Genomic DNA, 25,909 nt, shown 5'->3' on the forward strand with positions numbered 1-25,909 from the left:
GAGAATATAATGGCTATAAGAAAAATGCGGGTAAACGACGATCCGATTCTCAGAAAAAAGACCCGCGAGATTACGGAAATAAATGATCGGATCATTGAACTGCAAAAAGATATGCTGGATACAATGTATGCTGAGGAAGGTGTTGGACTGGCGGCGCCTCAGGTCGGGGTGCTGAAACAACTGATTGTGATTGATATCGGTGAAGGCCCGGTAACCTTGATTAATCCGGAGATTACAAAGCAGGAAGGCTCAGTTGTTGAGGAAGAAGCCTGTTTAAGCTTTCCGGACCGCTCCGGCAAAGTGGAACGGCCGGAATTCGTTACAGTTGAATATACCGATTTAAGCGGTAATCGCTATGAAATGGAATGCCAGGGGCTGATGGCCCGGGCTGTGTGCCATGAGGTTGATCATCTGAATGGCATAGTGTTTCTGGATAGGGTAATTAAATGACAAAATTACGCGTAGTATTGATGGGAACCACCGATTTTGCGGTTCCCGCCCTCAATAAGCTGGTGGAGGCCGGACATGATGTGGCGGCTGTGGTCGCTCAGCCTGACCGGCCAAACCAGCGGGGAAAAAAGATAAAATTTCTGCCGGTGAAGCAGCGCGCGCTGGAGCTGGGAATACCGGTCCTGCAGCCTGAAAAGATTAAAACGCCGGAAGCGGTCGAAGCACTGCGCTCGCTGAAAGCAGATGTCTTTGTGGTAGCTGCCTATGGTCAGATACTGTCTGAGGAGATCCTGTTTATGCCTCCTTTAGGCTCTGTGAACATTCACGGCTCACTGCTGCCCAAATACCGGGGCGCCGCTCCGGTGCATCACGCTATTCTCGACGGAGAAACAGAGTCGGGCGTCACCATCATGAAGATGGATATTGGCATGGATACAGGCGATATGCTCGCAAAGGTGAGTGTGCCCATCGATGCGAAAACGACCGTCGGTTTTCTTCATGACCTTTTGGCGGAAAAAGGAGCAGAGCTGTTGATCAACACGCTGGAATCTCTCGAAAACGGTACGGCGGTCCCTGAAAAACAGGACGAAGCCCAGGCAACCTATGCAGATAAGGTTGAAAAGACTACCGGAAAGCTTGACTGGAATCAAACGAGCTTTAAAATTCTACGGCGCATTAACGGTACCGATCCTTTCCCTGGCGCTTATACTGAATTAAACGGTGAAAAGATAAAATGCTTTGAGCCGGAAAGCTTAGACTATTCTGGAGAAGAACTTCCTGGAACAGTCCTGCGGGCAGATACAAAGCATGGATTAGTTGTAAAAACAGGTGACGGTGCACTGGCGGTTGGAGAAATTCAGATGCCGGGTAAGAAAAGAATGCCGTCAAAGGTTTATTTCAATGGAAATAGTATCGCTCCGGGCTCGCGGTTTGAATAGATTAAGCTTGATTTTAGAGAGCTTTTGTATAATGGATCACAAATAATTAAAATTGTGAGGAAAATAAAATGTTTTTAAGTTATTACAGTTCAATGCTGATTTTGATACCTGGGCTTATATTAGCGGCCTATGCGCAGTATCAGGTCAGCAGTGCCTATAAAACCTACAGCCGTGTGCGGACCAGGAACGGTCTGACCGGGGCCGAAGCAGCGCGGAAGCTGCTGGATATCAACGGACTTAGCAATGTCGGGATTGAGAGCATTGGCGGAGACCTGACAGACCACTATGACCCCAGACACAAGGTTATGCGCTTGTCTGGCGGTGTAGGCAGCCAGGACAGCATTGCGGCTGTCGGCGTCGCGGCGCATGAAACCGGCCACGCCATTCAGGACAAGGAGGGTTACTTCCCTCTGCGCTTCCGCAATGCCATCGTACCAGTCTGCAATTTCGCCTCAAATGCTGCGTGGCCTTTGTTTTTCATCGGCCTGATTTTTGGCAGAGGCAGTACTGGCTTTGGTGTGACACTGATGAACATTGGGATTATTTTGTTCTGTGTTTCACTCGTGTTTTATATTATCACACTGCCGGTAGAATTTAATGCGAGCCGGAGGGCCGTCGCGGCTCTGGAAGAGTATCAGCTCATTGCTCCAGGTGAAGAACAGGGCGTTAAAAAAGTACTTCGGGCGGCAGCGTTAACCTATGTTGCCAGTACCCTTATGGCTTTTTTAAACCTGCTGCGTCTGCTAGCGCTCCGGAACAGGAACTAGCCGCCTATGAGAATTCGTGAACAAGCCGTAAAAACGCTTCTCAGAGTCGGCAGGGAGGGCGCTTATTCCAATCTGGAAACTAAAAAGGTGCTTGGAGAAAATTATTATAAAGAAGAGGACCGTGGACTTTATCTTAATATTGTCTACGGGACTCTCCAAAATAAGCTGTATCTGGATTACCTTTTAAAAAAGCATATTAAAAAGGATCTGAATAAGCTGGACCCCGAGGTGTTGGAAATACTCCGGGTTGCGGTTTATCAGATTTATTTTTTGGATAAAATTCCGGCTTATGCTGCGGTCAATGAATCCGTTGAGATAGCTGGAAGGCTTAAGCCGAAGGCCAGAGGGTTTATCAACGGAGTGCTCAGAAACATACTCCGGAACAAGGCTGAGGATGAGACTTTTGATTTTTCTTCCTTCAGCAATGAGAAGGAGGCGCTGTCCATCCGTTATTCTATACCAGTCTGGATCATCCATAAATATTATGAAACCTTCGGTGCCAAAAAGGCGGAGGAAATTATTCCTCTGCTCAATGAAAAGCCTCCTTTTACCATAAGAGTAAACACGCTTAAAATTGACAGAGATACTCTGGAAGGAAAACTTTCAGATCAGGGGATTTGCTGTGAAAAGGGAGCGCTTGACGGTGATGCTCTCCATTTAAGCTGTCTGGGGAGCTTTGAGAATCAGGTGCAGCGTGACCCGCTGTTTACAGCTGGCTATTTTGTGGTTCAGGATCAGGGGGCTATGAAGGCCGCGCGGCTTTTGGGGCCTGAAAAGAAGGACCGTGTATTGGATATGTGTGCTGCGCCGGGGGGAAAAACGACCCATTTGAGCCAGTTAATGGAAAATGAAGGCGCTGTTGTCGCCCGCGATATTTTTGACAGCCGTCTAAGGCTGATCGAGGAAACCGCTGGCCGCCTGGGCATTCGTAATATTGAAACACAGAAAACAGACGGTTGTATTTTCAGACAAGAGGATCAGGAAGTTTTTGACAAGATATTGCTGGACGCGCCTTGCTCAGGCCTTGGCATCATCCGCAGAAAGCCTGAGATACGTTATACCATCACGAAAAAAGTCCGGAAAGAGCTGATCCGGATTCAGAGACAGCTTCTGGATCATGCGGTACAATACCTGAAGCCAGGTGGGACACTGGTCTACTGTACCTGTACGGTCAACAGCGATGAAAATGAAAAGCAGATTGAGCGGGTGCTGAAGGAGTACCCCTTTATGAGCATAGAAGCCGTCTCAGAAGAGGGGATCGGTCTTCATACCAGCCCCCTTGATGATGGCTGTGACTGCTTTTTTATGGCAAAATTGAAAAAAGATTGTTAATTTTGTTAGAATTTGTGTTATAATAAGTAAAAGTGTATTGACTCAATTAGAATCCGGCTTTATGCCGGATTTTTAATTGGATAGAAAGGTAATCCATTTTCTGATGGAAAATATATTTGGAAAAACATTAAATGAGTGTAAAAAGCTGATGGAAGAAGCCGGAGAGCCGTCCTTTAGAGGGAAACAGCTCTATCAATGGCTGTATGAAAAGAAGGCGGCGCATCTTGACGATTGCACGAATCTTTCGAAAGGCCTTCGGGAAAAGCTGAAAACCCGGTATGCTATCGAACATGGAAGCATTGAAAAAATACAGAAAGACCCTGTGGATGAAACCCGAAAATATCTGATCCGTCTGCCGGACGGCAACAGCATTGAGACAGTGCTGATGTCCTATCATCACGGGTATTCCCTGTGCGTTTCCAGTCAGGTCGGCTGCAGGATGGGCTGCGCGTTCTGCGCTTCCACAAGAGGCGGGAAAATCCGAGACCTTGAGGCAGGCGAGATTCTGGATCAAATTTATCTGACAGAGCAGGAAGCAGGAATCCGAGTTTCCAATGTTGTGATCATGGGGATTGGCGAGCCGCTGGATAATTACGAGAATATACTGAAATTTATAAACATCGCAAACGAGGGCTGGGGAATCGGACAGCGCAAAATCACCTTGTCTACCTGTGGCCTTGTCCCAAAGATTGAAGCGCTGGCAGAACTGGACCTTCAAATCAACCTTGCCATTTCACTGCATTCGCCTTTCCAGGAACGCCGGGAAACATTGATGCCTGTGGCAAAAAAATACCGGATTGAAGAACTTCTTAAGGTTTGTAACAATTATTTTACAAAAACAAAGAGAAGAATCACATTTGAATACGCATTGATCGAAGGATTTAATGACCGGCCCGAAGATGTAGCTGAGCTTGCTGAAATACTGGGAAAAATGCCTTGTCACATCAACTTAATCGGCCTGAATCCGGTTACGGAAAGTGTGTACAGGGGAAGCCAAAATGTAAATTTTTTTAGCAATGAGTTGAAAAAACGCGGTATTACTTGTACAATTAGAAGGAAAATAGGCGATAATATCGACGCGGCCTGTGGACAGCTGCGCCAGAAAGCAGACGGGATGAAGAGGTGATGAGATGAAGTGCGCGTATTCTTCAAACATAGGTGCCAAACGAAAAGTGAATCAGGACGCTTGTCTGGCAGCTACCATTGAAAACAGTGGAAGAAAATACTATGTCTTCGCAGTAGCCGATGGTCTTGGCGGTCACCGTTCCGGTGAAATCGCCAGTCAGATGGCTGTTGATTATATAAAAGAAAAGCTGTCAGATGTCGAAAATTATTTTGACTATGACGAAATGTACCATTTTGTCAATGCGATCAATCACGAGATTATTGATGTGAGCCGAAATTGTGAAGAGTGTCTTGGTATGGCGACGACTCTCACCATGTGCATATTGGATGGTAGCCGTTTAGGCGTTATTCATGTGGGCGACAGCCGGGCTTACCGCATTAACAAAGAAGGAATGGAGCAGTTAACAAAGGACCACTCATTGGTTCAGGTGCTGGTGGATGAGGGGAAAATCACTTCGGTGGAAGCTAGTGTCCATCCTCAGAAAAACGTCATTACCCGCGCGCTCGGAACAGACGATATTGTTCAGCCGGATCTGTATGATTATCAGGTAACCACGGAGGATGTCATTTTGATTTGCTCCGACGGTCTTTACAATATGGTTGACGAAGGGGCTATTCGGGAAATTGTCTTAACGCATTCTCTGGAAGACGCGACCAAGGAATTGATTAACTTAGCAAACCACAACGGTGGCAATGATAACATTACCGTTGTACTGTTTAACCCAAAGGAAGAGGTAACTGCCAATGATTAGTAAGGTCTTGAACAATCGCTACGAGATAATTGAATTGATCGGGCGCGGAGGCATGGCCTATGTTTACAAAGCAAAGGACCGTAAGCTTAACCGTTATGTAGCGGTTAAGGTTTTGCGTGAAGAGTACACAGAAAACGAACAATTCATCAAGAAATTTGACCGCGAGTCTCAGGCGGCTGCGGGTCTTTCCCATCCAAATATTGTCTCAGTTTACGATGTGGGTGTGGAAGGTGATATCTATTATATCATTATGGAGTATGTGGATGGCATTACCCTGAAGCAGTACTTGAATAAAAAAGGACATCTCGATTATAAAGAAGCTACCCGTTTTATCATTGATGTGGCGGCAGCGCTTAAATGTGCTCATGAGCATAAAATTATTCACAGGGATATAAAACCCCACAACATTCTTTTAACTCGCGATTTGGTGCCAAAGGTTGCGGATTTTGGTATTGCAAGAGCCATCACCAGCTCTACGGTAACCATGACCAACCAGACCATGGGCTCTGTTCATTATATTTCACCCGAACAGGCGAGAGGCGGCTTTGTGGATGAGCGTTCCGATCTTTATTCCCTCGGCATCATGTATTATGAGCTACTGACCGGACAGCTTCCTTTTGATGAGGAAAATACCGTTACCATTGCTATTAAGCATATTCAGGAGGAGCTGGTGCCTCCGAAGGAAATCATGCCGGATATACCGGCCAGTGTCAATGATATTGTGGTTAAGCTGACTCATAAAAAGCCTGAAGACCGCTATCAGAATATGGATGAGCTGATCGATGACCTTGAGAAAATTATGGTGGACGCGAATGCGGCAGTAGGTGATAACGGTGCTGCAGTCAGCGATGAAACACAGATTATCGGCGATGAAGGGCTTTTTAAAATTGAGCCGGTTACAGGTCCGATCGAAAGCGGTTATCATGAAGATGATGAGGAAGAAGAAGACGATCTGGTCCAGGCCCAGCGGAAGAAAAAGAAAAAAATTATAGCTTTTTCCATTGCTGGCGGTATTTTGGCGATTATCCTGATCGTTATCTTGGTGAATACATTGACGACAAAGGCGGTTATGGTTCCAAACGTTAAGAACATGACCCAGGAACAGGCAACGCAGGAGCTGGAAAAGGCAGGATTAAAGCTGGAGGTTGAAAACCAGGTATACAGCTCAGATGTTGAATCTGGCAAAATCGTTTCTCAAAATCCTGAAGAGGGAAGAGAAATGAAAAAAGGACAGACTGTCAAGGTAACAGTGAGCAAGGGAACTCAAAATGTTACGGTGCCAAAGGTCATCGGGCTGAGTGAGGCAGAAGCCACCGCGGCCATCGACAAACTGAAGCTGGTTAAGAATGTTAAGCGTGAGTACAACAGCGATGTTGCCACAGGCATTGTCTATTCGGTTGATCCTGGCGAAGGAGTCAGTGTTGCCGAAGGCACCAGCATTACCCTTTATGTCAGCAAGGGACAGGATCTCGTGACGGTTCCTGGAATCGTGGGGATGAGTGAGTCCGCCGCAGAGGCGCAGATTGAGGACAGCGGACTGAGCGTAGGCAGGGTAACGACCAGTGAAAGCGACACTGTGAGCGCTGGTCTCGTCATCAGCCAGTCACCGACAGAGGGAACTCAAACTGAGCGGGGCACGTCAATCAATTTTGTGGTCAGCAGCGGTAAGCCGACGCCGAGCCCAACTCCGACGCCGAGTCCAACTCCGACACCAACGCCAAAACCAGATCCTTCAACAGAGCCTGGAGAACAGTAAGTGATGCCGCATGAAACAAAATAGAATCTCAGGAAGAATTATCAAAGGAATCGGAGGGTTTTACTATGTAAGACCCAACGGTTCCACTTCTTTATTAGAATGTAAAGCCCGCGGCATTTTCAGACACCAGAAAATCAAGCCCATGGTCGGTGATTTTGTAGAGGTGGTCGAAAATGACAGGGACGAACTGGCAATTGATGAAATAAAACCAAGAAAAAACGAATTTGTACGCCCGCCTGTATCCAATGTAGACGTGGCGTTAATTGTGTTTGCCGGAGAAAATCCAAGCCCAAACCTTTTGCTTTTAGATAAACTGCTGATTGCCTCAGAAATGAAAGAGGTTGAACCAGTCATCTGTATTACAAAAACAGACCTTGTGGAGGCAGATGAGCTGCAGAGGATTATGGATATTTACGCGAAAACGCCTTATAAATGCTTTGCTTTTGATCAGGAAGACAACGATGCCCTGCGGGCGATTGAAAGCCAAATAGAGGGAAAAACGGCCTTTCTCGCTGGTCCGTCAGGAGTAGGTAAATCAACGTTGGCCAACAGGTTGTGTGAGGCAGGTGTCATGGAAACAGGAGAACTCAGCCAGAAGCTTAACCGCGGCAAGCATACGACACGTCATGTTGAACTGCTGGATTTAAAGGCCGGCGGATATTTGCTGGATACTCCGGGATTTTCATCCCTCAAGCTCGATGGCGAAATTGAGAAGGAGGATCTTCGGTTTTATTTTCCGGAGTTTGAGGAGGGCTCCTGCCGATTTGCGAGCTGCTTGCATCAGAGTGAGCCTGGGTGCGCAGTGAAAGAGCAGCTTGGAAAGGGTGAAATCAGCCCAGTGCGTTATGAGCATTACAGTTATCTTTTGGATGAAATAAAAAATAAGAGAAGTGACTATTAGAATGAAAGCAGTTGTTTTTACAAACGGGCAGTATGAAAATTTAGCTTTTTATAAAAATTATCTGGAGAACCAGGAGAATTTCCAGGTGATTTGTGCCGACGGCGGCGCAAACGCCGCTCATTCCCTGGGCATAACGCCACAACTGCTAGTTGGCGATATGGATTCGATCCATGCAGAGCTGCTTGCAGATTATTCAGAAAGGGGTGTGGTTATAGAACCCCATTCTACACATAAAGACGAAACGGATACTGAGCTGGCTATTGAGTACTGCGTAAAAAAAGGCTTTGATACTGTGGTAATCCTCGGCGCTCTGGGAAGCCGGTTTGATCACAGCTTTGGAAATCTTTATTTACTGAACCGTCTTTTAAAAGAAGGAATTCAGGGTGAGATTGTCAATGAAAGCAATCGGATTTTTCTGGTAAAAGACAGTGCTGTCCTGGATGTGCCGGTGGGAACGACCGTCTCAGTTCTGGCATTTACTGATCAGGCCAGCGGAATTAACCTTAAAGGATTTGAGTATCCGGTAAAAAATGGTGTGATGGCGCATTTTGCTCCAGGGTATGGCATCAGTAATGTAACAGTGGAAAAATGTCCTGAAATATCGGTAGAGCAGGGAATTTTGATGGTTGATATTATAAATGAGTAAAATAAAAACGTGCAAGTATTATACCTGCACGTTTTTATAAGTTAAAACGAGAACTATGCTCTTTCAACTTTACCGGAACGTAAACATCTGGTGCAAACATTAACTCTTTGTGGAGTACCATCAAGTACAATTTTAACTTTTTGTAAATTAGGTTTCCATACTCTTTTATTATGTTTATTAGAGTGAGTGACATTGTTGCCAGACACAACGCTTTTTTTACATACAAAACATTCTTTAGCCATTTGTCCAACCTCCCTTGCGCTATTCTTCTACTAAAACAGAGGTTATTATATCACAAAATTTAAAAATAATGCAATAAGAATTTTGACTTTCTTGAAATATTTATGTAAAATAGATATGATATAGTTGAGTAAAGAAGATAAAGGAGTATTTACCAATGAAAATAGAAAATGAATTAGGATATATTGATATCTCGCGTAAAGCGATTGCGGATATTGCCGGAAACGCTGCTATGGGATGCTACGGCTTAGTCGGTATGGCACATCAGCGCGGTAAGGACGGTTTGATTGAAATAATGTCGGGAGAGCAGGCCAGTAAGGGCGTCGGCGTCAAGATCGATGACGACGGAAAGCTGATTATCGATCTGTACGTGATCGTAGAGCAGGCAATAAAGATTTCTGTGGTGGCTGAAAATATTATTTCAGCTGTAAAATATAGCGTTGAAAAACAAACTTCACTGAAGGTAAAACGCATCAGTGTTAATGTCGTAAGCGTAAGAGTGTAGGTGGAGGAAGGCATGAAGACCCAAATTATTGATGGAAATTTGCTAAAAAAAATGTTCGAGTATGGTGCGAAAAATCTCGAAATCTATAAAAAAACAGTAGATGAGCTTAATGTGTTCCCAGTACCGGATGGCGATACAGGAACCAATATGTCTTTAACTTTCTCACATTCGGTAAGCGAGCTGGAAAAAATGACGGGCGTCAGCCTTTATAGTGTGGCAAAGACCGCATCCAGCGGTGCTTTGATCGGTGCGCGCGGCAACTCAGGCGTTATCCTGTCTCAGTTGCTCCGCGGCTTAGCCGAAGGTTGTAAAGATAAAGAAGAATTGGATATCAAGGGCCTTGGAATGGCGATTCGCGCCGCCGCAGACGCTGCTTATAAAGCTGTCATGAAGCCTACTGAAGGTACAATTCTGACAGTTGCGCGTGAAATGGCCGAATTTGCCATGGACAATTACGACCGTTACGATAATCTGGACGATTATCTTGAAAACATCATTTCCTATGGCAAAAAATCGTTGGCGAAAACACCAGAATTGCTGCCGGTATTAAAGGAAGCTGGTGTGGTAGACGCCGGTGGACAAGGCTTGATTTTTATTATGGAAGGCGCCTATAAAGGAATGACCAATCAGGAGCTGAGCCAGGAGGTGCATCTGAATATCAGCGACCGCGAGCGTTTTGTCGACGATTCAAATATGCGGCCTGAGGACATTACCTTTGGCTATTGTACGGAATTCATCGTTAAGGACGCTGCCGAAGCGGACGATAATGAGCTGCGTGAATATTTAAATACGATCGGGGACTGTGTGCTCGTCATTAAAGATGACGACATCATCAAAGTGCATGTGCACACTGACCACCCAGGCAAGGCTTTTGAAAAAGGTCTGACCTATGGCGCTCTGATCCGTATGAAGGTTGATAATATGCGTGAAATGCTCGGCGCACCTGAAGGGGAAGCCGAAGACAGTGAGCCAGCTAAGCCTTATGGTTTTGTAGCCGTATCCCCGGGAGCGGGCCTTACCAATTTGTTTAAGGATCTGGGGATTACCCGTGTGATTTCCGGTGGACAGACCATGAATCCAAGCACCCAGGATTTTCTGGATGAAATAGAAAAGACCAATGCGGAAGAAATTTTCCTTTTCCCGAATAACAGCAATATTATCATGGCTGCCAATCAGGCACAGGCCATTTCAGAAAAGCATGTGCATGTTATTCCAACCAAGACAATTCCACAGTGTGTCACAGCAATGTTGACTTTCCAGCCCGAGGTTGACTGGGAAGAAAATGAAAAAAACATGCTGGAAGTCATTCCGACGGTTAAAACCGGAGAGGTTACCTTTGCGGTTCGGGATACAAAGATTAATGGCCTGAAGATTGCCAAAAATGATATTATCGGTATTTTCGGCGGCGAAATCGTCGTGAAGGGCGATGAAGTAGCTGCGGTGACCAAAGAACTTCTGGATAAAATGGTTGACGAGGACAGCGAGCTGGTTTCTGTTTATTACGGCTCAGATGTGGCTGAGGACGATGCGGAAGCGCTGGTTGAAGATCTGGAAGAAAAATTTGAAGACTGCGATGTAGAAATTAACGAAGGCGGACAGCCGCTGTATTATTACATTGTGTCGGTAGAGTAAATTTAGAGGGGATAAGATGAAAGCATCGGATTCAATTAGAAACATATCGGGTATCGGTCCCAAAAGGGCTGAAGCTTTTGGAGAACACGGTATTACAACAATTGAAGAGCTGCTTGATTTTTATCCCCGAAAGTATCTGAATCGAAAAATAATGGGCTCGTTTCAAACAGAAACTGAGGAGTCTGTAACCATAAAGGCTGTTGCGGCGAAAAGAGGAACACTGCGGCGTATCCGGAAAAATATGTCTCTTTTTGTGCTGCCGGTTGTTGAAACGCTTGAAAATGGCGAACCGGTAAAAGGCGAGATCGTCTGGTTTAACCAGCCCTATCTCAGAGATATTTTTTCCGAAAATGAAACCTATTATTTTTTCGGAAAGGTTGTCATAAAGAATAATCGGCGTCAAATGTATAATCCCCAGTTTGCTCACGAGAGCAAGCTAGAGGATTTCTTTATTCTTACCCCTGTTTATCCCAAGATTGAGGGCGTTCCAGGGGAATCGCTAAAAAAATATATGGCTGCTGTTTTTAAGCAGCAGATGCTCATAAAAGACGATTTGCCAAAGCGTTACCAGAAAAAGTATCACTTGCTATCAAAAGAGCAGGCCCTTAAAAAAATACATTTTCCGGATACACCCGAGGATGTGGCTGAAGGAAAGGGACGGATAAAGTTTGAGGAAGCGCTGAAGATCAACATTGGCATTATGAACAGCCGGGCCTTAAACGGTGTGTCAAAGATTTGTCTTGACAATTTTGAGGTGCTCAGGCGTTTCACAAAAGGCCTGCCCTTTGAACTGACAGCCAGCCAGCTGAAGGTACTTGATGATATTGCGGACGATATGAAAAAGGGAATCGTTATGAACCGACTGGTTCAGGGGGATGTAGGCTCTGGAAAAACGATCATTGCGGTTGCATGCGCTTATCTCATGGCACTCAATGGTTACCAGACCGCATATATGGCGCCGACAGAGATACTGGCTAACCAGCACGCCGCGAATTTTAAACAGTATCTTGAACCCTACGGCATTCGTGTTGAGCTTCTGACGGGCTCACAGAAAGCAAAAGAACGAAACGCGGTGCTGGCGACCATTGCCAGCGGTGAGGCGCAAGTGATCATCGGTACGCATGCACTTATACAGGACAGCGTGGCCTATTATAATCTGGGCTTGGTCATCACCGATGAGCAGCACCGTTTTGGGGTTAAGCAGCGCGGGAGGCTCAGTCTAAAGGGAGAAACACCACACACACTGGTCATGAGCGCTACCCCAATTCCCAGAACACTGGCGTTAATTCTTTATGGCGATTTGGATGTTTCCTACATTGACGAACTGCCAAAAGGACGAAAAAAAATTAAGACCTATTTTTATAATGAGAAATCTTATCCGAAGATTTTGAATTTTATGGCAGATGAAATGAACAAGGGACGGCAGGCTTTTGTCATTTGCCCGTTCATTGAAGAGTCAGAGGAAATGAGTGAGGTTAAGGACATTCAAAGCGTATTTTCAGAGGTAAAACAGTTTTACGGAAGCCGTTACCGCATAGCCTGTCTTTACAGTCGTATGCCTGCTGAAGACAAAAAGCAGATCATTGATGCCTTTAACAGCTGTGAAATTGACCTTCTGGTCGCTACCAGTATTATTGAAGTTGGGATCGACGTGCCCAATGTTTCAGTGATCACGATTCTCAGCGCAGACCGTTTTGGTCTGTCCCAGCTCCATCAGCTCCGGGGGCGTGTGGGGCGGGGAATGCATCAATCCTATTGCTTTTTAGTCTCTAATTCCAGAAACGAACAGACCATTGAGCGGATGCGCGTGATTGTCAACAACCACAGTGGCAAGAAGATCGCAGATGAAGATTACCGTCTGCGCGGGCCGGGCGATTATTTTGGATTGAAGCAGCACGGATTCCCCGAATTCAAAGCGTTAAATCCTTATGAGGATTTTGATCTTATAAGTGAAACCAAAAGAGTGGCAACAGAAATTTACAATTCCAGCGATAAAGAGACAATGGCCTACAGGGCTCGGATTATTGAAACATTCTACAAAAATTTATCGGAAATTTCTATGAATTAGAGGGAGAATGAAATGCGTGTAATAGCAGGAGAAAAAAGAGGAACAAACCTTGTATCCATCTGCGGCGACTTTATAAGACCGACGACAGATAAGGTTAAGGGGGCTGTCTTTAACAGTATTCAGGTAGAACTGAGGGAAGCCCAGGTTTTTGTTGATCTTTTTGGCGGGAGCGGCGCCATGGGGATAGAAGCTCTCAGCCGCGGGGTTCCGCAGGCCTATTTTTTTGATATTTCCAGAGACAGCATTGGTATTATTAAGAAAAATTTAAAATTGACTGGTTTCGAAAGCAGAGCAATTGTAAAAAAATGTTCAGCAGAAGAAGGAATTGGTTTTTTATGCAAAAATTCAGTAAAATGTGATATGATGTACATGGATCCACCGTATAAGGATGGAATTAGCATGATTTCGATCGTGGAAAAAATCTGTGAGAAAAAAATCTTGAATTCTGATGGAATTATAATGATGGAACACGAAAAATCTGTTATAATGCCAATAACGATTAAATCATTTGCAAAATATAAAGAAAAAAAGTATGGAACGACATTAGTCAGTTTTTATAGTTGGGAGAATTTTGGTCAATGAGAAGTGCTGTGTATCCCGGAAGCTTTGACCCGGTTACCTTTGGTCATCTGGACATTATAGAAAGAGCCTCAAAGCATTTTGATAAGGTCATTGTGTGCGTAATGGTAAATTATAAAAAGAATTACCTGTTTTCCAGTGAGGAAAGGTGTGCGATGATCCGAGAGAGTGTGGCCCATTTGGAAAACGTAGAGGTTGATGTTTCGTCCTCTCTGCTGGTGGACTATGCAAAATCAAAAGGAGCCCAGGTAATCCTGAAGGGCCTTCGGACAGTACAGGACTTTGAATTTGAGCTGCAGATGGCCCTGACAAATAAAAAACTGGACAGTGATGTTGAAACTTTTTTTATGGTGACAAACAATCAATATTCCTACTTGAGCTCAAGCGTCGTGCGGGAGCTTATGGAATTCGATGGGGATGTGTCAGATTTCATACCTCCACATGTTGAAAAAGCGATACGGATAAAATATGGGAAGGATGCTAGAGAATGAAGGTTTTAGAACTGCTAACTGAATTGGAAGAACTTGTGGAAAAGGGAAATACCCTGCCATTTTCGTCAAAGGCTTTGGTCAGTCCCGAAGAAATAATGGAAATCATCGATGAAATACGGGAGGAACTGCCGGCAGAGCTGGTACAGGCCCGGGAAATAGTAGAGCAGAAGAAAAAAATAATGGTCGAAGCAGAAGGAGATGCAGAGCGGATCAAAAATGAAGCTGAGAAAAAGTTGAAGGAAATGATTGATACCAACGAAATTACCAGAACCGCCACGGCTCAGGCAGAAACGATCATAAAAAATGCTCAGGCAAGCGCTAAAGAGTTGCGTATTGGGACACAGCATTATTCGGATAAAATACTCTACAACCTCCAGGTACAGCTGAAAGAGCTGAACGATAAAATCGAAGCGAACCGAAAAGAAATTAAAGAAATTAAGTAATGGCTGAATAGGACTTTTTAAGTCCTATTTTTTGCAATAAGATAAATCTGTATACAAAATTTTAAAAAAGGAATAAGTGGAAAGTAAAGTGATCGAAATAGGAAAAATGCAGCATTTGACGGTTGACCGTCAGACATCAGTAGGTTTATATTTAACAGCAGGCGATAGTAGTGATAAAAAGAAGGACAGTGTTCTGCTGCCGCAAAAGGAAGCGCCTGAAAACTGTAAGGTTGGTGATGAAATTGAGGCGTTTGTTTACCGGGATTCCCAGGATCGTCTCATCGCGACGACAAGAAAGCCCAAAATTATGCTGGGCGAGTTTGCGCCTTTAAGGGTGGTGGACATCACTAAGGTCGGCGCCTTTTTGGACTGGGGCCTGGAGAAAGATCTCTTGCTGCCTTACCATGAGCAGATTACAAGAGTGCAGAAGGGGCGCGAATACCTTGTGAATCTTTATATTGACAAGAGCAACCGTCTGTGTGCGACCATGAAGGTTTATCCGCTGCTAAAGGCTCAGTCACCCTATAAGGACGGCGATTGGGTTGAAGGGTATATTTATCAGATCAATCCAGAGCTTGGAGCATTTGTCGCTGTAGACAACGCCTATCACGGCATGATCCTGAAAAAAGAAATGACCTCCGATTTTCACTGTGGCGATAAAATCAAGGCCAGAGTCACAGAGATTCGTAAGGATGGCAAGCTGGTTTTAAGCCCCAATAAAAAAGCTTATAAAGAAATACCGAAGGATGCGTTTTTAATTCTGGATAAGTTGAAGAAAAACGGCGGCATGCTGCCGTATAATGACAAAACGAATCCTTCAATCATCAGCAAGGAGTTTAAGATGAGCAAAAGCTCCTTTAAACGCGCATTGGGCAAGCTGATGAAAGAAAAGAAAATAAAACAGACGGCCAACGGCATCGAGCTGACTGGCAAATAAAGAGGTAAGGAATGTCTCAGGTAGCTTTAATTCAATGTGATTCCTATGACACAGAAGCTGTTTATAAAGCTCTAAAGAAGGGCGTATCAGCACTGGGGGGGATCGAGCGTTTTGTCCGCCCCGAGGAAAAGATTTTACTGAAGCCTAATCTGCTTCGCGGTAAGAAAAAGGAAAGTGCCGTAACGACTCATCCGGCAGTGTTTGAAGCAGTGGTTCGCATTCTGGAAGAGGCGGCGTGTAAGCATCTCTGCTATGGCGATTCTCCGGGAATCGGAAATCCTGAAAAGGTTGCAGAGGAAGCAGGAATCAAGGAAGTGGCCGACCGGCATGACATCTCACTTTTGGAGTTTTCAAAGGGAGAATCAGTCGCTTATCCTGAAGGGGTGACGACCAAGAAATTTGAACTGGCTGAGGGTGTCTTGGAAAGCGATGCCATTATCAGCATCTGTAAGATGAAAACTCACGGTCTCACACGGATTACCGGTGCGGTAAAAAACCAGCTTGGTTGTGTTTATGGATTTAATAAGGGAGCGTGCCACGCGCGTTATCCTGACAGCCTGCAATTTGGAAAAATGCTGGTCGATTTGAACCTCTGCATAAAGCCCCGTCTTTTTGTCATGGATGGGATTATCGCCATGGAGGGGAATGGCCCGGCGTCAGGCACACCCGTTGCCATGAATTTGCTGCTGGTTTCAGATGATCCTGTCGCTCTGGATGCTACCTTTGCCCGTTTGGTGGACCTGGAGCCGTCTTATGTGCCAACAATTGTTTCTGGTGAAGAGATGGGACTTGGCACAGGTGACGCTGGTAGAATTGAGATCCTCGGCGAAAAGCTGGAGGACCACGTCAACCGGAACTTTAATGTTGAGCGGATTCCAGTCCGGTCCGAGGTGAACAGCACCATTGGCCAGTTGTCTAAAATCAGAGGGTTGATTACCAGAAAACCCGTTATCATTGAGGAGCGCTGTGTGCGCTGTGGTATCTGTGTCGCGTCCTGTCCTCTGGAGGATAAAGCGCTGACCTGGAAGGAAACACACAAGGGCCGTGTGCCGCATTACAATTATCATAAATGCATTCGGTGCTACTGTTGTCAGGAAATGTGTCCTAAGAAGGCGATTACCGTTAAAACGCCGCTCTTAGGTAAATTGTTGATATATCGTTAAATTTTTATCTTTTAAAATAGTCTTGACAGTTTATTTTAAAAATAATATCATAGACTGAATTACTAAATTATACTAAAGTAAAGGGAGTGATTCCACTGTTAGCGGCAAAATTAATTTTAAAGTGTTTGGAGAAAGAGAATGTGGAGGTTGTCTTCGGTTATCCGGGCGGTGCGCTGCTGCCCTTATACGAAGCATTTCGTGAATCACCCATCCAGCATGTGCTGGTCCGGAATGAACAGGCAGGACCCCATTACGCCAGCGGTTATTCAAGAGAGTCTGGCAAGGTAGGTGTCTGCCTGGCAACCTCTGGTCCGGGGGCAACCAATATGGTCACTGGAATCGCTACCGCTTATTTAGACTCTATTCCGCTTGTTGCCATTACAGGACAGGTTAACAGAGATCTTATTGGAACGGATGCTTTTCAGGAAGCGGATATTACCGGTGCCACTGAACCATTTACAAAACATTCTTATCTGGTTCAGGACGCGGCAGATATTCCGCGGATTATAAGAGAAGCATTTCACATTGCCTCCACAGGCCGGCCAGGTCCTGTTTTGATTGATATTCCAAGAGATGTGCAGAATACGAATCTCAAAAGTATCAAATATTGTGAGAAGGTAGAAATACGGGGATATAAGCCAACCTACGAGGGACATACGGGTCAGATACGGAGAGCGATCAGAAAGATGAAAGCAGCTAAGCGTCCGATCATTTATGCCGGCGGTGGCGTGGTTTTAAGCTATGCCGAAAAAGAACTCCTTACCTTTGCAGAACAAAATGGGATTCCTGTTATCACTACACTGATGGGGATTGGGTGCTTTCCGGAAGACAATCCGTTGTACTGCGGGATTGCCGGCAGCCATGGCTTTGAGTATTCGAATAAAATTTTAGAGGCAGCAGATCTCTGTATCTGCGTAGGCGCCCGGATGTCTGACAGGGGAACCAATAACCTGATGGATATGATCAATGATATGGAGCTCATCCACATTGATATTGACCCTGCAGAAATCGGGAAAAACATTGATGATACCAATGTACCCATTGTAGGCGATGCACGTACGGTTTTACTGGATCTGATCCAGAAGGATTTGAAAAAGGATACCAGGGACTGGTTGAAAACCATTGAGATTATCAAGGAAAATCATCCGCTTTTGTATGATACACATCTGGAACTGGGCCTGGTGAATCCCAAGCTTCTGTTTGAAAAGTTAGGGGAGATTGCTTCGGATAATGCGACCGTCGTTGCAGATGTCGGGCTGAATCAAATTTGGTCTGCGCTGTATTTTAAGGTTTGCAAGGACCGGCATTATTTTACTTCAGGCGGCTTGGGGACTATGGGATACAGCATTCCAGCGGCCGGTGGCGTTGCCTTTGCGACACGGGAAAACCCGAAACAGATCTTTGCAATTTGCGGCGATGGCAGCTTTCAGATGTCCATGGGCGAGCTGGGGGTTATCGCAGAACATAACCTGAATATCAACATTATTATGATCAATAACCACAAGCTTGGAATGGTGCGTCAGCTTCAGCATGATAATTACGGAAAAAATCATTACAGTGGGACAGACATTAATTTCAGCATTGATTTTATGAAGTTGGCTGAGGCATATGGCATTAAAGGGTATCAGGCGAGCACCAATGCAGAGGCCGAAGCGGCCTTGAATGACGCCATTGCCCACAACGGGCCGACTCTGATTGAATGTCAGGTTCATGAAGACTTTATAAAGATTTAGGAGAGAAGCCATGGAAAACTATTGTTTATCCCTCTTAGTTGAAAATAACTTTGGGGTTTTAAGCCGTATTGCAGGGCTTTTTGCAAGGCGCGGCTATAATATTGACAGCCTGACTGTCGGCACAACAGAGGATGCTCAGGTGTCTCGCATTACCATAACGGTTACGGGCGATGAGCATATTCTTGCCCAGATAAAAAAACAGCTAAACAAACTTATCGACGTTATCAAGGTCATTGAGCTTAAACCGGAGGATTCAATTCGCAGGGAACTAGTGTTTATTAAGGTCAAAGCCAACGACGAAACCCGCTCCAACATTGTAGAAATTTCTAATTTATTCAGAGCCAATGTTGTAGATGTGGCACGCGAAAGCCTGGTACTTGAAATCACCGGTACCCGGGATAAGGTCGATGCGTTTTTTAATATGATTGAGCCATATGGAATTTTGGAATTTGTGCGCTCCGGCGATACTGGCCTTCAAAGAGGCCACCGGATGATTTAGGTGCTGCAGGGAATGAATTCAAAAAATAGAGGAGCATGCTTTATTTTACTGGCCGTCACGCTAATGAGCACAGGCGGCCTTTTGATTAAAAGCATTGAAGCGAGTGCAATTAGCATTGCTTTTGCAAGAAGTTTGATTGCAGGGTGTGTTTTTCTGCCGTTTATAAAATGGAAAGAAATCAAGTTTAGCAAAAATTATATCGGGCTTATTATTTCCTATACCTATCTAACCATCAGCTTTGTCATTGCCACTAAGCTGACAACTGCCGCCAATGCGATTATATTGCAGTGTACAGCGCCTTTGTGGCTGTATCTGGCTTATCTTATCGGCGGTAAAAAGAAGCTGGTCGCGTGGGAGTTTATTCCAAGGGTTACGATTCTGGCCGGTATTATTATTATTTTTTGCGACCCGTTGAATGCCTCGGGAAATGCGACTGCCATGGCAGGAAACCTTTTGGCCTTGTCGGCAGGTATTGCTTACGCGCTCGAACAGTATTTTATGGAGAAAAAGTATCCGATGAATGATATCACTATCATTGGATTTATCAATTTTATCATGGCTGGAGTAATGCTTGTGTTTATGCACAGCCAGATATCTTTTTCAGGCATCCCCACGGTAAACTGGTTATACCTTGTATTGCTCGGAGTCTTTCAAATTGGTATTTCTTACCTGTTTTTTCTCAAAGGGGTCCGGTTGGTATCTGCGTTTGAAGCGTCGATTCTATCGCTGCTGGAGCCAATACTTAACCCTGTTTTCGTCTTTTTCTTTGTGGGTGAGGTCCCGAGCTTTTATACGATTTGTGGCTTTGCGGCTATTTTGTGTGGGATTATACTGACCCTTATTCCCAGTAAAAAGGCAGCTGCAGCAACTCAGACAGGAGAAACCATTGAGATGAAGAACGAAAGAAAAATTTATTAGAATAAAAGTGAAAAAATTCGCAAGAAAGACTTGCAAATTTTAGAAATAGTAGTATAATAAAATCAATAAGGATTTATATTATAGAATAAGAAAATATTACCGCAAAACATTCCCGTTTTATCCTTAAAGCGGGAAAATTTCTTTAAAAAAATTGGATACATTGTGCAAGTGGAAGAAGTTGAGGAAGCCTGTTAAGTCAGGAAGAAAAAAGTAAGGAGTAATTATGAATCACGAACACCATCATGACCATCTCTGCGGCTGCGGCTGTCAGGATGAACCAAAATTTCCAGAATTAGATGCAGTTCTGGATGAGTATGCCAATGTAGCAGGGAGCCTGATTACCATCCTGCAGAAGGCGCAGGAAACCTACGGCTATCTCTCTCCGGATTTAATGCTGTATATTTCTCGTGAAACAGACATTCCAGTAGCGAAAATATACGGTGTTGCAACTTTTTATGCCCAGTTCCGTATGAATCCTGTCGGTAAGCATTTGATCATGCTCTGCCAGGGAACGGCCTGTCATGTTAATGGGTCTTCGATGATCGAGGAAGCTGTTGTCGAGCATCTCGGTATCAAAGAAGGGGAGACCACTGAGGACGGTCTTTTTACTTTAGAGAACGTCGCATGTCTGGGTTGCTGCTCTTTATCGCCGGTTATGATGATCGACGGTGAAACCTATGGTCAGCTCACAAAGGATAAAGTGGTTAACATCTTAACAGAACTGAAGGAACAGGAGGCGTAGGCGATGAAAAACTATAAAGTGATCATTGGGCAGGGAAGCTGCGGTATCGCTGCTGGCGCCGCAAAGGTGGAGGAAGCCTTTAAAGATCAGATGGCTGCAAAGAATCTGAGCATTGATCTCGAAAAAACCGGTTGTATCGGCACCTGTTATCTGGAGCCCATCGTGGATGTGGTCGATCCTTCTGGCAATAAGATTACTTATGTCAATGTAAACACCGGTGATGTCGAACGCATTGTAGATGAACATATTCTTGGACAGAAAAATATTACAGATCTGGAAATGGCAGCGCAGGATAAGGAAATGATCGCTAAACAAAAGCGTGTGGTGCTCCAGAACTGCGGCGTGATCGATCCGGAACGCATTGAGGATTATCTGGCTGTTGACGGTTATAAAGCAGCTGAAAAAGCGATTAATGAAATGACACCAGAAGAAATCATCGACACTGTTAAGGTGGCTGGACTGGCCGGCCGAGGCGGAGCAGGTTTCCCTACATGGTTTAAATGGAACGAAGCCCACAAGGCAAAAGGGGATGTCAAGTATTTAGTCTGTAACGCAGACGAAGGAGACCCTGGCGCTTTTATGGACCGGTCTGTGCTCGAAAGCGACCCCCACGCGCTCATTGAAGGAATGATCATTGCCGCTAAGGCCATTGGCGCCGCACAGGGTGTTGTCTATGTCCGTGCCGAGTATCCGCTGGCCATCAAGCGTCTTGAAAATGCCATCGGACAGGCTCGGGAAAAAGGGTATTTGGGCAAAAGCATTTTTGGCTCAGACTTCAGCTTTGATCTGAGAATTAAAGCAGGTGCCGGTGCTTTTGTCTGTGGTGAGGAAACCGCCTTAATCGCATCGCTTGAAGGTGAACGCGGAATGCCTCGTCTCAAACCGCCATTCCCGGCACAGAAAGGCTACTGGGCAAAGCCAACCAATATTAATAACGTTGAAACCTACGCAAATGTGCCGTGGATTTTCAGAAACTCCGGTGAAACCTATGGACAGCTCGGAAATGAAAACTCTAAGGGGACAAAAGTGTTTGCCTTAACCGGTAAAATCAAAAAAGGCGGTCTGGTGGAAATCCCAATGGGTTTAACTCTTCGTGATGTCATTTATGATATCGGCGGCGGGATTAAAAATGACAAGGCTTTTAAGGCTGTTCAGATGGGCGGGCCATCCGGCGGATGTGTTCCAGCTGAGCTGGTGGACACAGTTATCGACTACCCTTCTATTACTAAAACCGGCGCGATTATGGGCTCCGGTGGGATGGTTGTCATGGATGAGACCACCTGTATGGTTGATATGGCACGTTTCTTTCTGGATTTTACCCGCAAAGAATCCTGTGGTAAATGCAACTACTGTCGTATCGGAACCATGCGTATGCTTGAAATTCTGACACGTATCACAGAAGGCAATGGACGCGACGGCGATATCGAGCTTCTCGAAGAGCTCTGTCTCAAAGTTAAGGAAGGTTCTATGTGTGGCCTTGGCCAGACAGCGCCAAATCCGGTTCTTACCACGCTGCGTTATTTCAGAAACGAGTATGAAGATCATATTTACAGACATAAATGTACAGCTCACAGCTGTAAGGCCTTGATTACCTACAGCATTGATGAAGAAAAATGTGTCGGCTGTACCCGTTGCGCCAGGAACTGTCCTGTTGAGGCCATTTCGGGCGCGCCTAAGAAGGTTCACGTTATCGATCAGGAAAAATGTATTAAGTGCGGCAAATGTGCCAGCGTTTGTAAGTTCGATGCAGTAACTGTGGATTAGGAAGGAGAGAGGGACATGAAGAAATTAAGAATTAACATTAACGGAAAAGAAGTAACGGGTTTTGCGGAACAGACTATTTTAGACGTTGCCCGCGAAAACGGTATTGATATCCCGACTCTTTGCTATGATGAACGCACCGAAGTTTATGGCTCCTGTGGCCTCTGTATGGTAGAGGTGGAAGGCAATCCAAAACTGCTGAAGGCCTGCGCAACCCCCATCGCTGAGGGAATGGTCATCACGACCACATCTGACAGAGTGCTGGAATCCAGAAAAACAAACCTGGAGCTTCTGTTATCAAAGCATATCGGAGATTGTGTGGCACCCTGCCAGCTGGAATGTCCGGGACAGACAGACTGTCAGGGATACGTCGGCCTTATAGCCAACGGAGAATATGAGGAAGCCATTAAGCTGATCAAGGACCGTCTGCCTTTGCCTGCGTCTATCGGACGCGTCTGCCCACACCCCTGCGAAAAAGCCTGCCGCCGCGGTTTAGTGGATGAGCCTGTTTCCATTTTGTGGCTCAAGCGCTTTGTGGCGGATCTGGATATTGACAAGGGAATGTTTATGCCTGAAATTGCGCCGGATACTCACAAAAGTATCGGTGTTATCGGCGGCGGCCCCGGCGGCCTGACCGCAGCTTATTTTCTGAGAAAAGCGGGACATGCGGTCACTATTTACGAAGCGATGCCTAAAGCTGGTGGGATGCTACGCTATGGGATTCCTGAATACCGTCTGCCCAAAACCGTTCTGGACGAGGAAATTAAACTGATCGAAGATATGGGCGTTACCATTAAGACGGGTGTGCGCATTGGCGAGGATCTACCTTTTGAGAGCCTGAGAAAACAACACGACGCCATGTATGTTGCCATTGGCGCCTGGACCAGCAGCGGACTGCGCTGTGAGGGCGTTGACGCGGACGGCGTCATTGGCGGGATTGAGCTGCTTAGACAAATTGTCAACAATGAACCAACAAACCTGGGTGACAGGGTCGTCATTGTCGGCGGTGGAAATACTGCCATGGATGCCTGCAGAAGCGCTGTGCGTTTAGGTGCAAAGGAAGTCTACAACGTGTACCGCCGTACAGTAGCAGAAATGCCTGCTGAACAGGAAGAGATCGAGGAAGCGCAGGAAGAGGGCGTTATCTTTAAGAACCTGTGCAATCCAATTGAAATTATCAAGGATGAAAACGGCCATGTCAAGCAGATGCTGCTCCAGAAAATGGAGCTGGGTGAACCAGACGCCAGCGGCCGCCGACGCCCTGTTCCCATTGAAGGGGAAACGGAACTGATTGATGTGGATACGGTTATTCTGGCCATTGGCCAGGGGATTAACCCGGAAGGTATGGATGGGCTTGAGCTGACAAAGTTCAATACAATTATTGCAGACGAAGAAACCTTTACGACGAACCTTGAAGGCGTTTTTGCAGGCGGGGACTGCGCCAATGACGGCGCTTCCATTGCCATCCGCGCCATCGGAGAAGCTAAAAAGGCTGTCGGCTTCATTAACGAGTATCTGCAGGGACGTGAGATCCGCTACCGTAAGCCTTACTATGTGACCAGAGATGATATCGACGCAGATTACCTGGAAGGCAAAAAGAAATATAAACGGCCTCCAATGGCACATCTGACACCAGAGGAACGCAAAAATACCTTTGAAGAAATTGTCAAGGGCTACACGCCTGAGCAGGCGAAGGAAGAAGCCTCACGCTGTCTGGAATGTGGCTGTCACGATTACTTCGAATGTAAGCTGGTAGATTACGCTAACCAGTATGAAGTGGTGCCTGAACGCTTTGACGGTGAAAATGAAGAGCTGATTTTTGAGGACGATCATCCGTTTATTGTACGCAACCCCAATAAATGTATTCTCTGCGGACGCTGTGTACGTGCCTGTGATGAGGTGGTTGGTGTGACCGCCCTCGGCCTGATGAATCGAGGCTTTGATACGGTTGTGGTACCGGCCCTTGGAGGGAAACTGGCTGATTCCGGCTGTATTTCCTGTGGAACCTGTATTTCCGTATGCCCCACCGGTGCGCTGGGAGAACGGGCAAGAGGCTTCAAAAATGTACCGACCGATACGAAAAAGACACTGACAACCTGTGGATACTGTAGCGCTGGCTGTCAGATGGTGGTTGAAACCATGGGAGACACCATTGTGAAAGCAGTACCAACGGACATCAACGCTGCGAATAATGAGGGCGTGATGTGTGGCCGAGGCCGTTTTGGAACAAACCAGGTTCAGCTGGGCGACCGCCTGACCAAACCGTTAGTCCGTAATGCCAAAGGACAGCTGGAAGAAACAGACTGGTACGACGCTTTTGTCGCCATTGCCAAAAAAGCACAGACCATTTCTGCAAGAAATGGGACAGAAGCTTTAAAAGTCGCTGTTTCACCCAAATATACTACTGAAGAGATTGCCACGATCAAAAAGCTGGCAGACAGTCTGAGGGCAGAAACCTTCTCCTTCAGCAATACCGTGCACGGCGAAAATGACGTGCTGCCATGCAGTGGAGAAATCCACAGTATGGATGAAGTCCTTTCGGCAGACGCTATACTGGTTCTGGGATGCCTTCGGACAAACAATCCTGTTCTGCGTTATAAGCTCAGCCAGGCTTCTAAGCGCGGTGCTTCTATCTTCTTTATCAATGCTGCGGAAGATGGGATGAACCGCATCGGAGATGAGTTCACAACCGAATATGACGATTTGGATTTCCTGGGTGAAATCACAAAATATGTTCTTGAGAACCGTAAGGCAGCAGACACGCCTGATGGTTTAGAGGCTTTGAAGGATTCTCTGGCAGCGCTTGAGATCAGTGAAGAATCTGAAATGATCGGGAATGCACTGGTGAACGCAAAACATCCGATAGTGATCCTTGGCGGCAAGTATATCACAGAAGAGGCCTCTGCCTTGGCAGCAGATATCGCGGTTCTTTTAGGAAAGAGCGATGGACCAAGACGTGGTGTTTTCAGAGTTGAGCAAAAAAACAACAGCAAAGCGCTCAGCCTGTTAGGCGTTACTCAAACACCTGAAGTGCTGGACAATGCAAAAGGGATTATGATTTTTGGCGAAGACCCCAATGCGGATTTATCCGGCTATGATTTTATCATGGTTCAGGATACGCACCTGACTTTAGCGGCCCAGAAGGCAGACGTTGTTCTTCCGGCATTGGCTTTCCCTGAAATTGCAGGAACCTTTATCAATACCGAAGGCAGACTGCAGCGTGTCACACCCGCTGTCGGACGCCCGTTGCCTTATACCAACATTGGTATGGTGGTAGAAATCGGAAAAATCCTGGGTGAAAAACTGGGTTCTACCTGTACCGGTATGATCCGCAGAGTCCTTCAGACAGAGATCCCTGAACTGATGGATGTTGAAATTGGCGACCAGATCCAAAGCCGCAGATGTGAAAGCTCAGCCCATCTGGTACCAATGAAAAAGGATGGTTTCCTGTTTGAAGAAATCCCATATACGGACTTCCTGATGAATGAAATCACCGATGAAATTAAAAAGGTAACACGCAAATAAAAAAAG

Annotated in this window: 24 protein-coding genes; 23 read left to right on the forward strand and 1 reads right to left on the reverse strand. The window is 45.7% G+C overall.

The window, feature by feature from the left end; all coding sequences use genetic code 11:
- The first annotated feature begins 9 nt into the window (after nt 1-9).
- From def to DW091_RS05435, 9 genes are all read left to right on the forward strand, one after another.
- On the forward strand, nt 10-450 hold the full coding sequence (gene def, locus DW091_RS05395) for a peptide deformylase (RefSeq protein WP_118517577.1): 441 nt from the start codon (nt 10-12) through the stop codon (nt 448-450).
- On the forward strand, nt 447-1,388 hold the full coding sequence (gene fmt / locus DW091_RS05400; protein WP_118517578.1) for a methionyl-tRNA formyltransferase: 942 nt from the start codon (nt 447-449) through the stop codon (nt 1,386-1,388). Before def ends, fmt begins: the two co-directional genes overlap by 4 nt.
- Before the next feature lie 68 nt (nt 1,389-1,456).
- A complete protein-coding gene (locus DW091_RS05405; protein WP_118517579.1) occupies nt 1,457-2,155 on the forward strand; it encodes a zinc metallopeptidase in 699 nt (232 codons plus the stop codon).
- Between the two features lie 6 nt (nt 2,156-2,161).
- On the forward strand, nt 2,162-3,487 hold the full coding sequence (gene rsmB / locus DW091_RS05410) for a 16S rRNA (cytosine(967)-C(5))-methyltransferase RsmB (RefSeq protein WP_118517580.1): 1,326 nt from the start codon (nt 2,162-2,164) through the stop codon (nt 3,485-3,487).
- Between the two features lie 103 nt (nt 3,488-3,590).
- The gene (rlmN, locus tag DW091_RS05415) at nt 3,591-4,613 is read left to right on the forward strand and encodes a 23S rRNA (adenine(2503)-C(2))-methyltransferase RlmN (protein ID WP_118517581.1); all 1,023 of its coding nucleotides are present in this window, start codon (nt 3,591-3,593) and stop codon (nt 4,611-4,613) included.
- A gap of 4 nt (nt 4,614-4,617) precedes the next feature.
- On the forward strand, nt 4,618-5,364 hold the full coding sequence (locus DW091_RS05420; RefSeq protein WP_058693950.1) for a Stp1/IreP family PP2C-type Ser/Thr phosphatase: 747 nt from the start codon (nt 4,618-4,620) through the stop codon (nt 5,362-5,364).
- Nucleotides 5,357-7,120 (forward strand): Stk1 family PASTA domain-containing Ser/Thr kinase, encoded by a 1,764-nt coding sequence (gene pknB, locus DW091_RS05425; protein ID WP_074617250.1) that lies wholly within the window; start codon nt 5,357-5,359, stop codon nt 7,118-7,120. The genes DW091_RS05420 and pknB overlap by 8 nt, the downstream gene beginning before the upstream one ends.
- A gap of 10 nt (nt 7,121-7,130) precedes the next feature.
- Complete coding sequence (gene rsgA, locus DW091_RS05430; RefSeq protein ID WP_187368455.1) at nt 7,131-8,021, forward strand: ribosome small subunit-dependent GTPase A; 891 nt, start codon at nt 7,131-7,133, stop codon at nt 8,019-8,021.
- Nucleotide 8,022: 1 nt separating this feature from the next.
- Entirely contained in the window at nt 8,023-8,667 is a 645-nt protein-coding gene (locus tag DW091_RS05435) for a thiamine diphosphokinase (RefSeq protein ID WP_096919976.1), read from the forward strand.
- A gap of 53 nt (nt 8,668-8,720) precedes the next feature.
- Here the strand turns inward: DW091_RS05435 and rpmB are convergent, their stop codons facing one another.
- A complete protein-coding gene (gene rpmB, locus DW091_RS05440; RefSeq protein ID WP_073382339.1) occupies nt 8,721-8,909 on the reverse strand; it encodes a 50S ribosomal protein L28 in 189 nt (62 codons plus the stop codon).
- Between the two features lie 155 nt (nt 8,910-9,064).
- On the opposite strand from rpmB, the gene DW091_RS05445 reads away from it, so the two are divergent.
- From DW091_RS05445 to DW091_RS05510, 14 genes are all read left to right on the forward strand, one after another.
- Nucleotides 9,065-9,412 (forward strand): Asp23/Gls24 family envelope stress response protein, encoded by a 348-nt coding sequence (locus tag DW091_RS05445; RefSeq protein WP_058693955.1) that lies wholly within the window; start codon nt 9,065-9,067, stop codon nt 9,410-9,412.
- A gap of 12 nt (nt 9,413-9,424) precedes the next feature.
- Nucleotides 9,425-11,044, forward strand: a complete 1,620-nt coding sequence (locus tag DW091_RS05450; protein WP_058693956.1) for a DAK2 domain-containing protein — start codon at nt 9,425-9,427, stop codon at nt 11,042-11,044.
- Between the two features lie 16 nt (nt 11,045-11,060).
- Entirely contained in the window at nt 11,061-13,112 is a 2,052-nt protein-coding gene (recG, locus tag DW091_RS05455; protein ID WP_118517582.1) for an ATP-dependent DNA helicase RecG, read from the forward strand.
- 12 nt (nt 13,113-13,124) lie between these two features.
- Nucleotides 13,125-13,694, forward strand: coding sequence for a 16S rRNA (guanine(966)-N(2))-methyltransferase RsmD (gene rsmD / locus DW091_RS05460; RefSeq protein ID WP_058693958.1), 570 nt, complete (start codon nt 13,125-13,127; stop codon nt 13,692-13,694).
- A complete protein-coding gene (gene coaD, locus DW091_RS05465; RefSeq protein WP_118517583.1) occupies nt 13,691-14,182 on the forward strand; it encodes a pantetheine-phosphate adenylyltransferase in 492 nt (163 codons plus the stop codon). Before rsmD ends, coaD begins: the two co-directional genes overlap by 4 nt.
- Nucleotides 14,179-14,625, forward strand: coding sequence for a hypothetical protein (locus tag DW091_RS05470; RefSeq protein WP_013381586.1), 447 nt, complete (start codon nt 14,179-14,181; stop codon nt 14,623-14,625). Before coaD ends, DW091_RS05470 begins: the two co-directional genes overlap by 4 nt.
- 88 nt (nt 14,626-14,713) lie before the next feature.
- Nucleotides 14,714-15,562, forward strand: a complete 849-nt coding sequence (locus tag DW091_RS05475) for a S1-like domain-containing RNA-binding protein (RefSeq protein WP_074617255.1) — start codon at nt 14,714-14,716, stop codon at nt 15,560-15,562.
- A gap of 11 nt (nt 15,563-15,573) precedes the next feature.
- Nucleotides 15,574-16,725, forward strand: coding sequence for a DUF362 domain-containing protein (locus tag DW091_RS05480; protein WP_058693961.1), 1,152 nt, complete (start codon nt 15,574-15,576; stop codon nt 16,723-16,725).
- A gap of 86 nt (nt 16,726-16,811) precedes the next feature.
- Entirely contained in the window at nt 16,812-18,458 is a 1,647-nt protein-coding gene (gene ilvB, locus DW091_RS05485; protein ID WP_317985596.1) for a biosynthetic-type acetolactate synthase large subunit, read from the forward strand.
- A 10-nt stretch (nt 18,459-18,468) separates the two neighbouring features.
- Nucleotides 18,469-18,957 carry an acetolactate synthase small subunit gene (gene ilvN, locus DW091_RS05490; protein WP_074617256.1) on the forward strand — a complete coding sequence of 163 codons (489 nt, stop codon included), beginning with the start codon at nt 18,469-18,471 and terminating at the stop codon, nt 18,955-18,957.
- A gap of 12 nt (nt 18,958-18,969) precedes the next feature.
- Entirely contained in the window at nt 18,970-19,875 is a 906-nt protein-coding gene (locus DW091_RS05495) for a DMT family transporter (RefSeq protein WP_058696352.1), read from the forward strand.
- Between the two features lie 223 nt (nt 19,876-20,098).
- Entirely contained in the window at nt 20,099-20,617 is a 519-nt protein-coding gene (gene nuoE / locus DW091_RS05500; RefSeq protein WP_058693963.1) for an NADH-quinone oxidoreductase subunit NuoE, read from the forward strand.
- 3 nt (nt 20,618-20,620) lie between these two features.
- Nucleotides 20,621-22,381 carry an NADH-quinone oxidoreductase subunit NuoF gene (locus DW091_RS05505; RefSeq protein WP_118517584.1) on the forward strand — a complete coding sequence of 587 codons (1,761 nt, stop codon included), beginning with the start codon at nt 20,621-20,623 and terminating at the stop codon, nt 22,379-22,381.
- A 15-nt stretch (nt 22,382-22,396) separates the two neighbouring features.
- Complete coding sequence (locus DW091_RS05510) at nt 22,397-25,903, forward strand: FAD-dependent oxidoreductase (protein ID WP_118517585.1); 3,507 nt, start codon at nt 22,397-22,399, stop codon at nt 25,901-25,903.
- Nucleotides 25,904-25,909 lie beyond the last annotated feature (6 nt).

The organism is Eubacterium sp. AM05-23, assembly GCF_003477535.1.
Lineage (GTDB): Bacteria > Bacillota > Clostridia > Eubacteriales > Eubacteriaceae > Eubacterium > Eubacterium maltosivorans.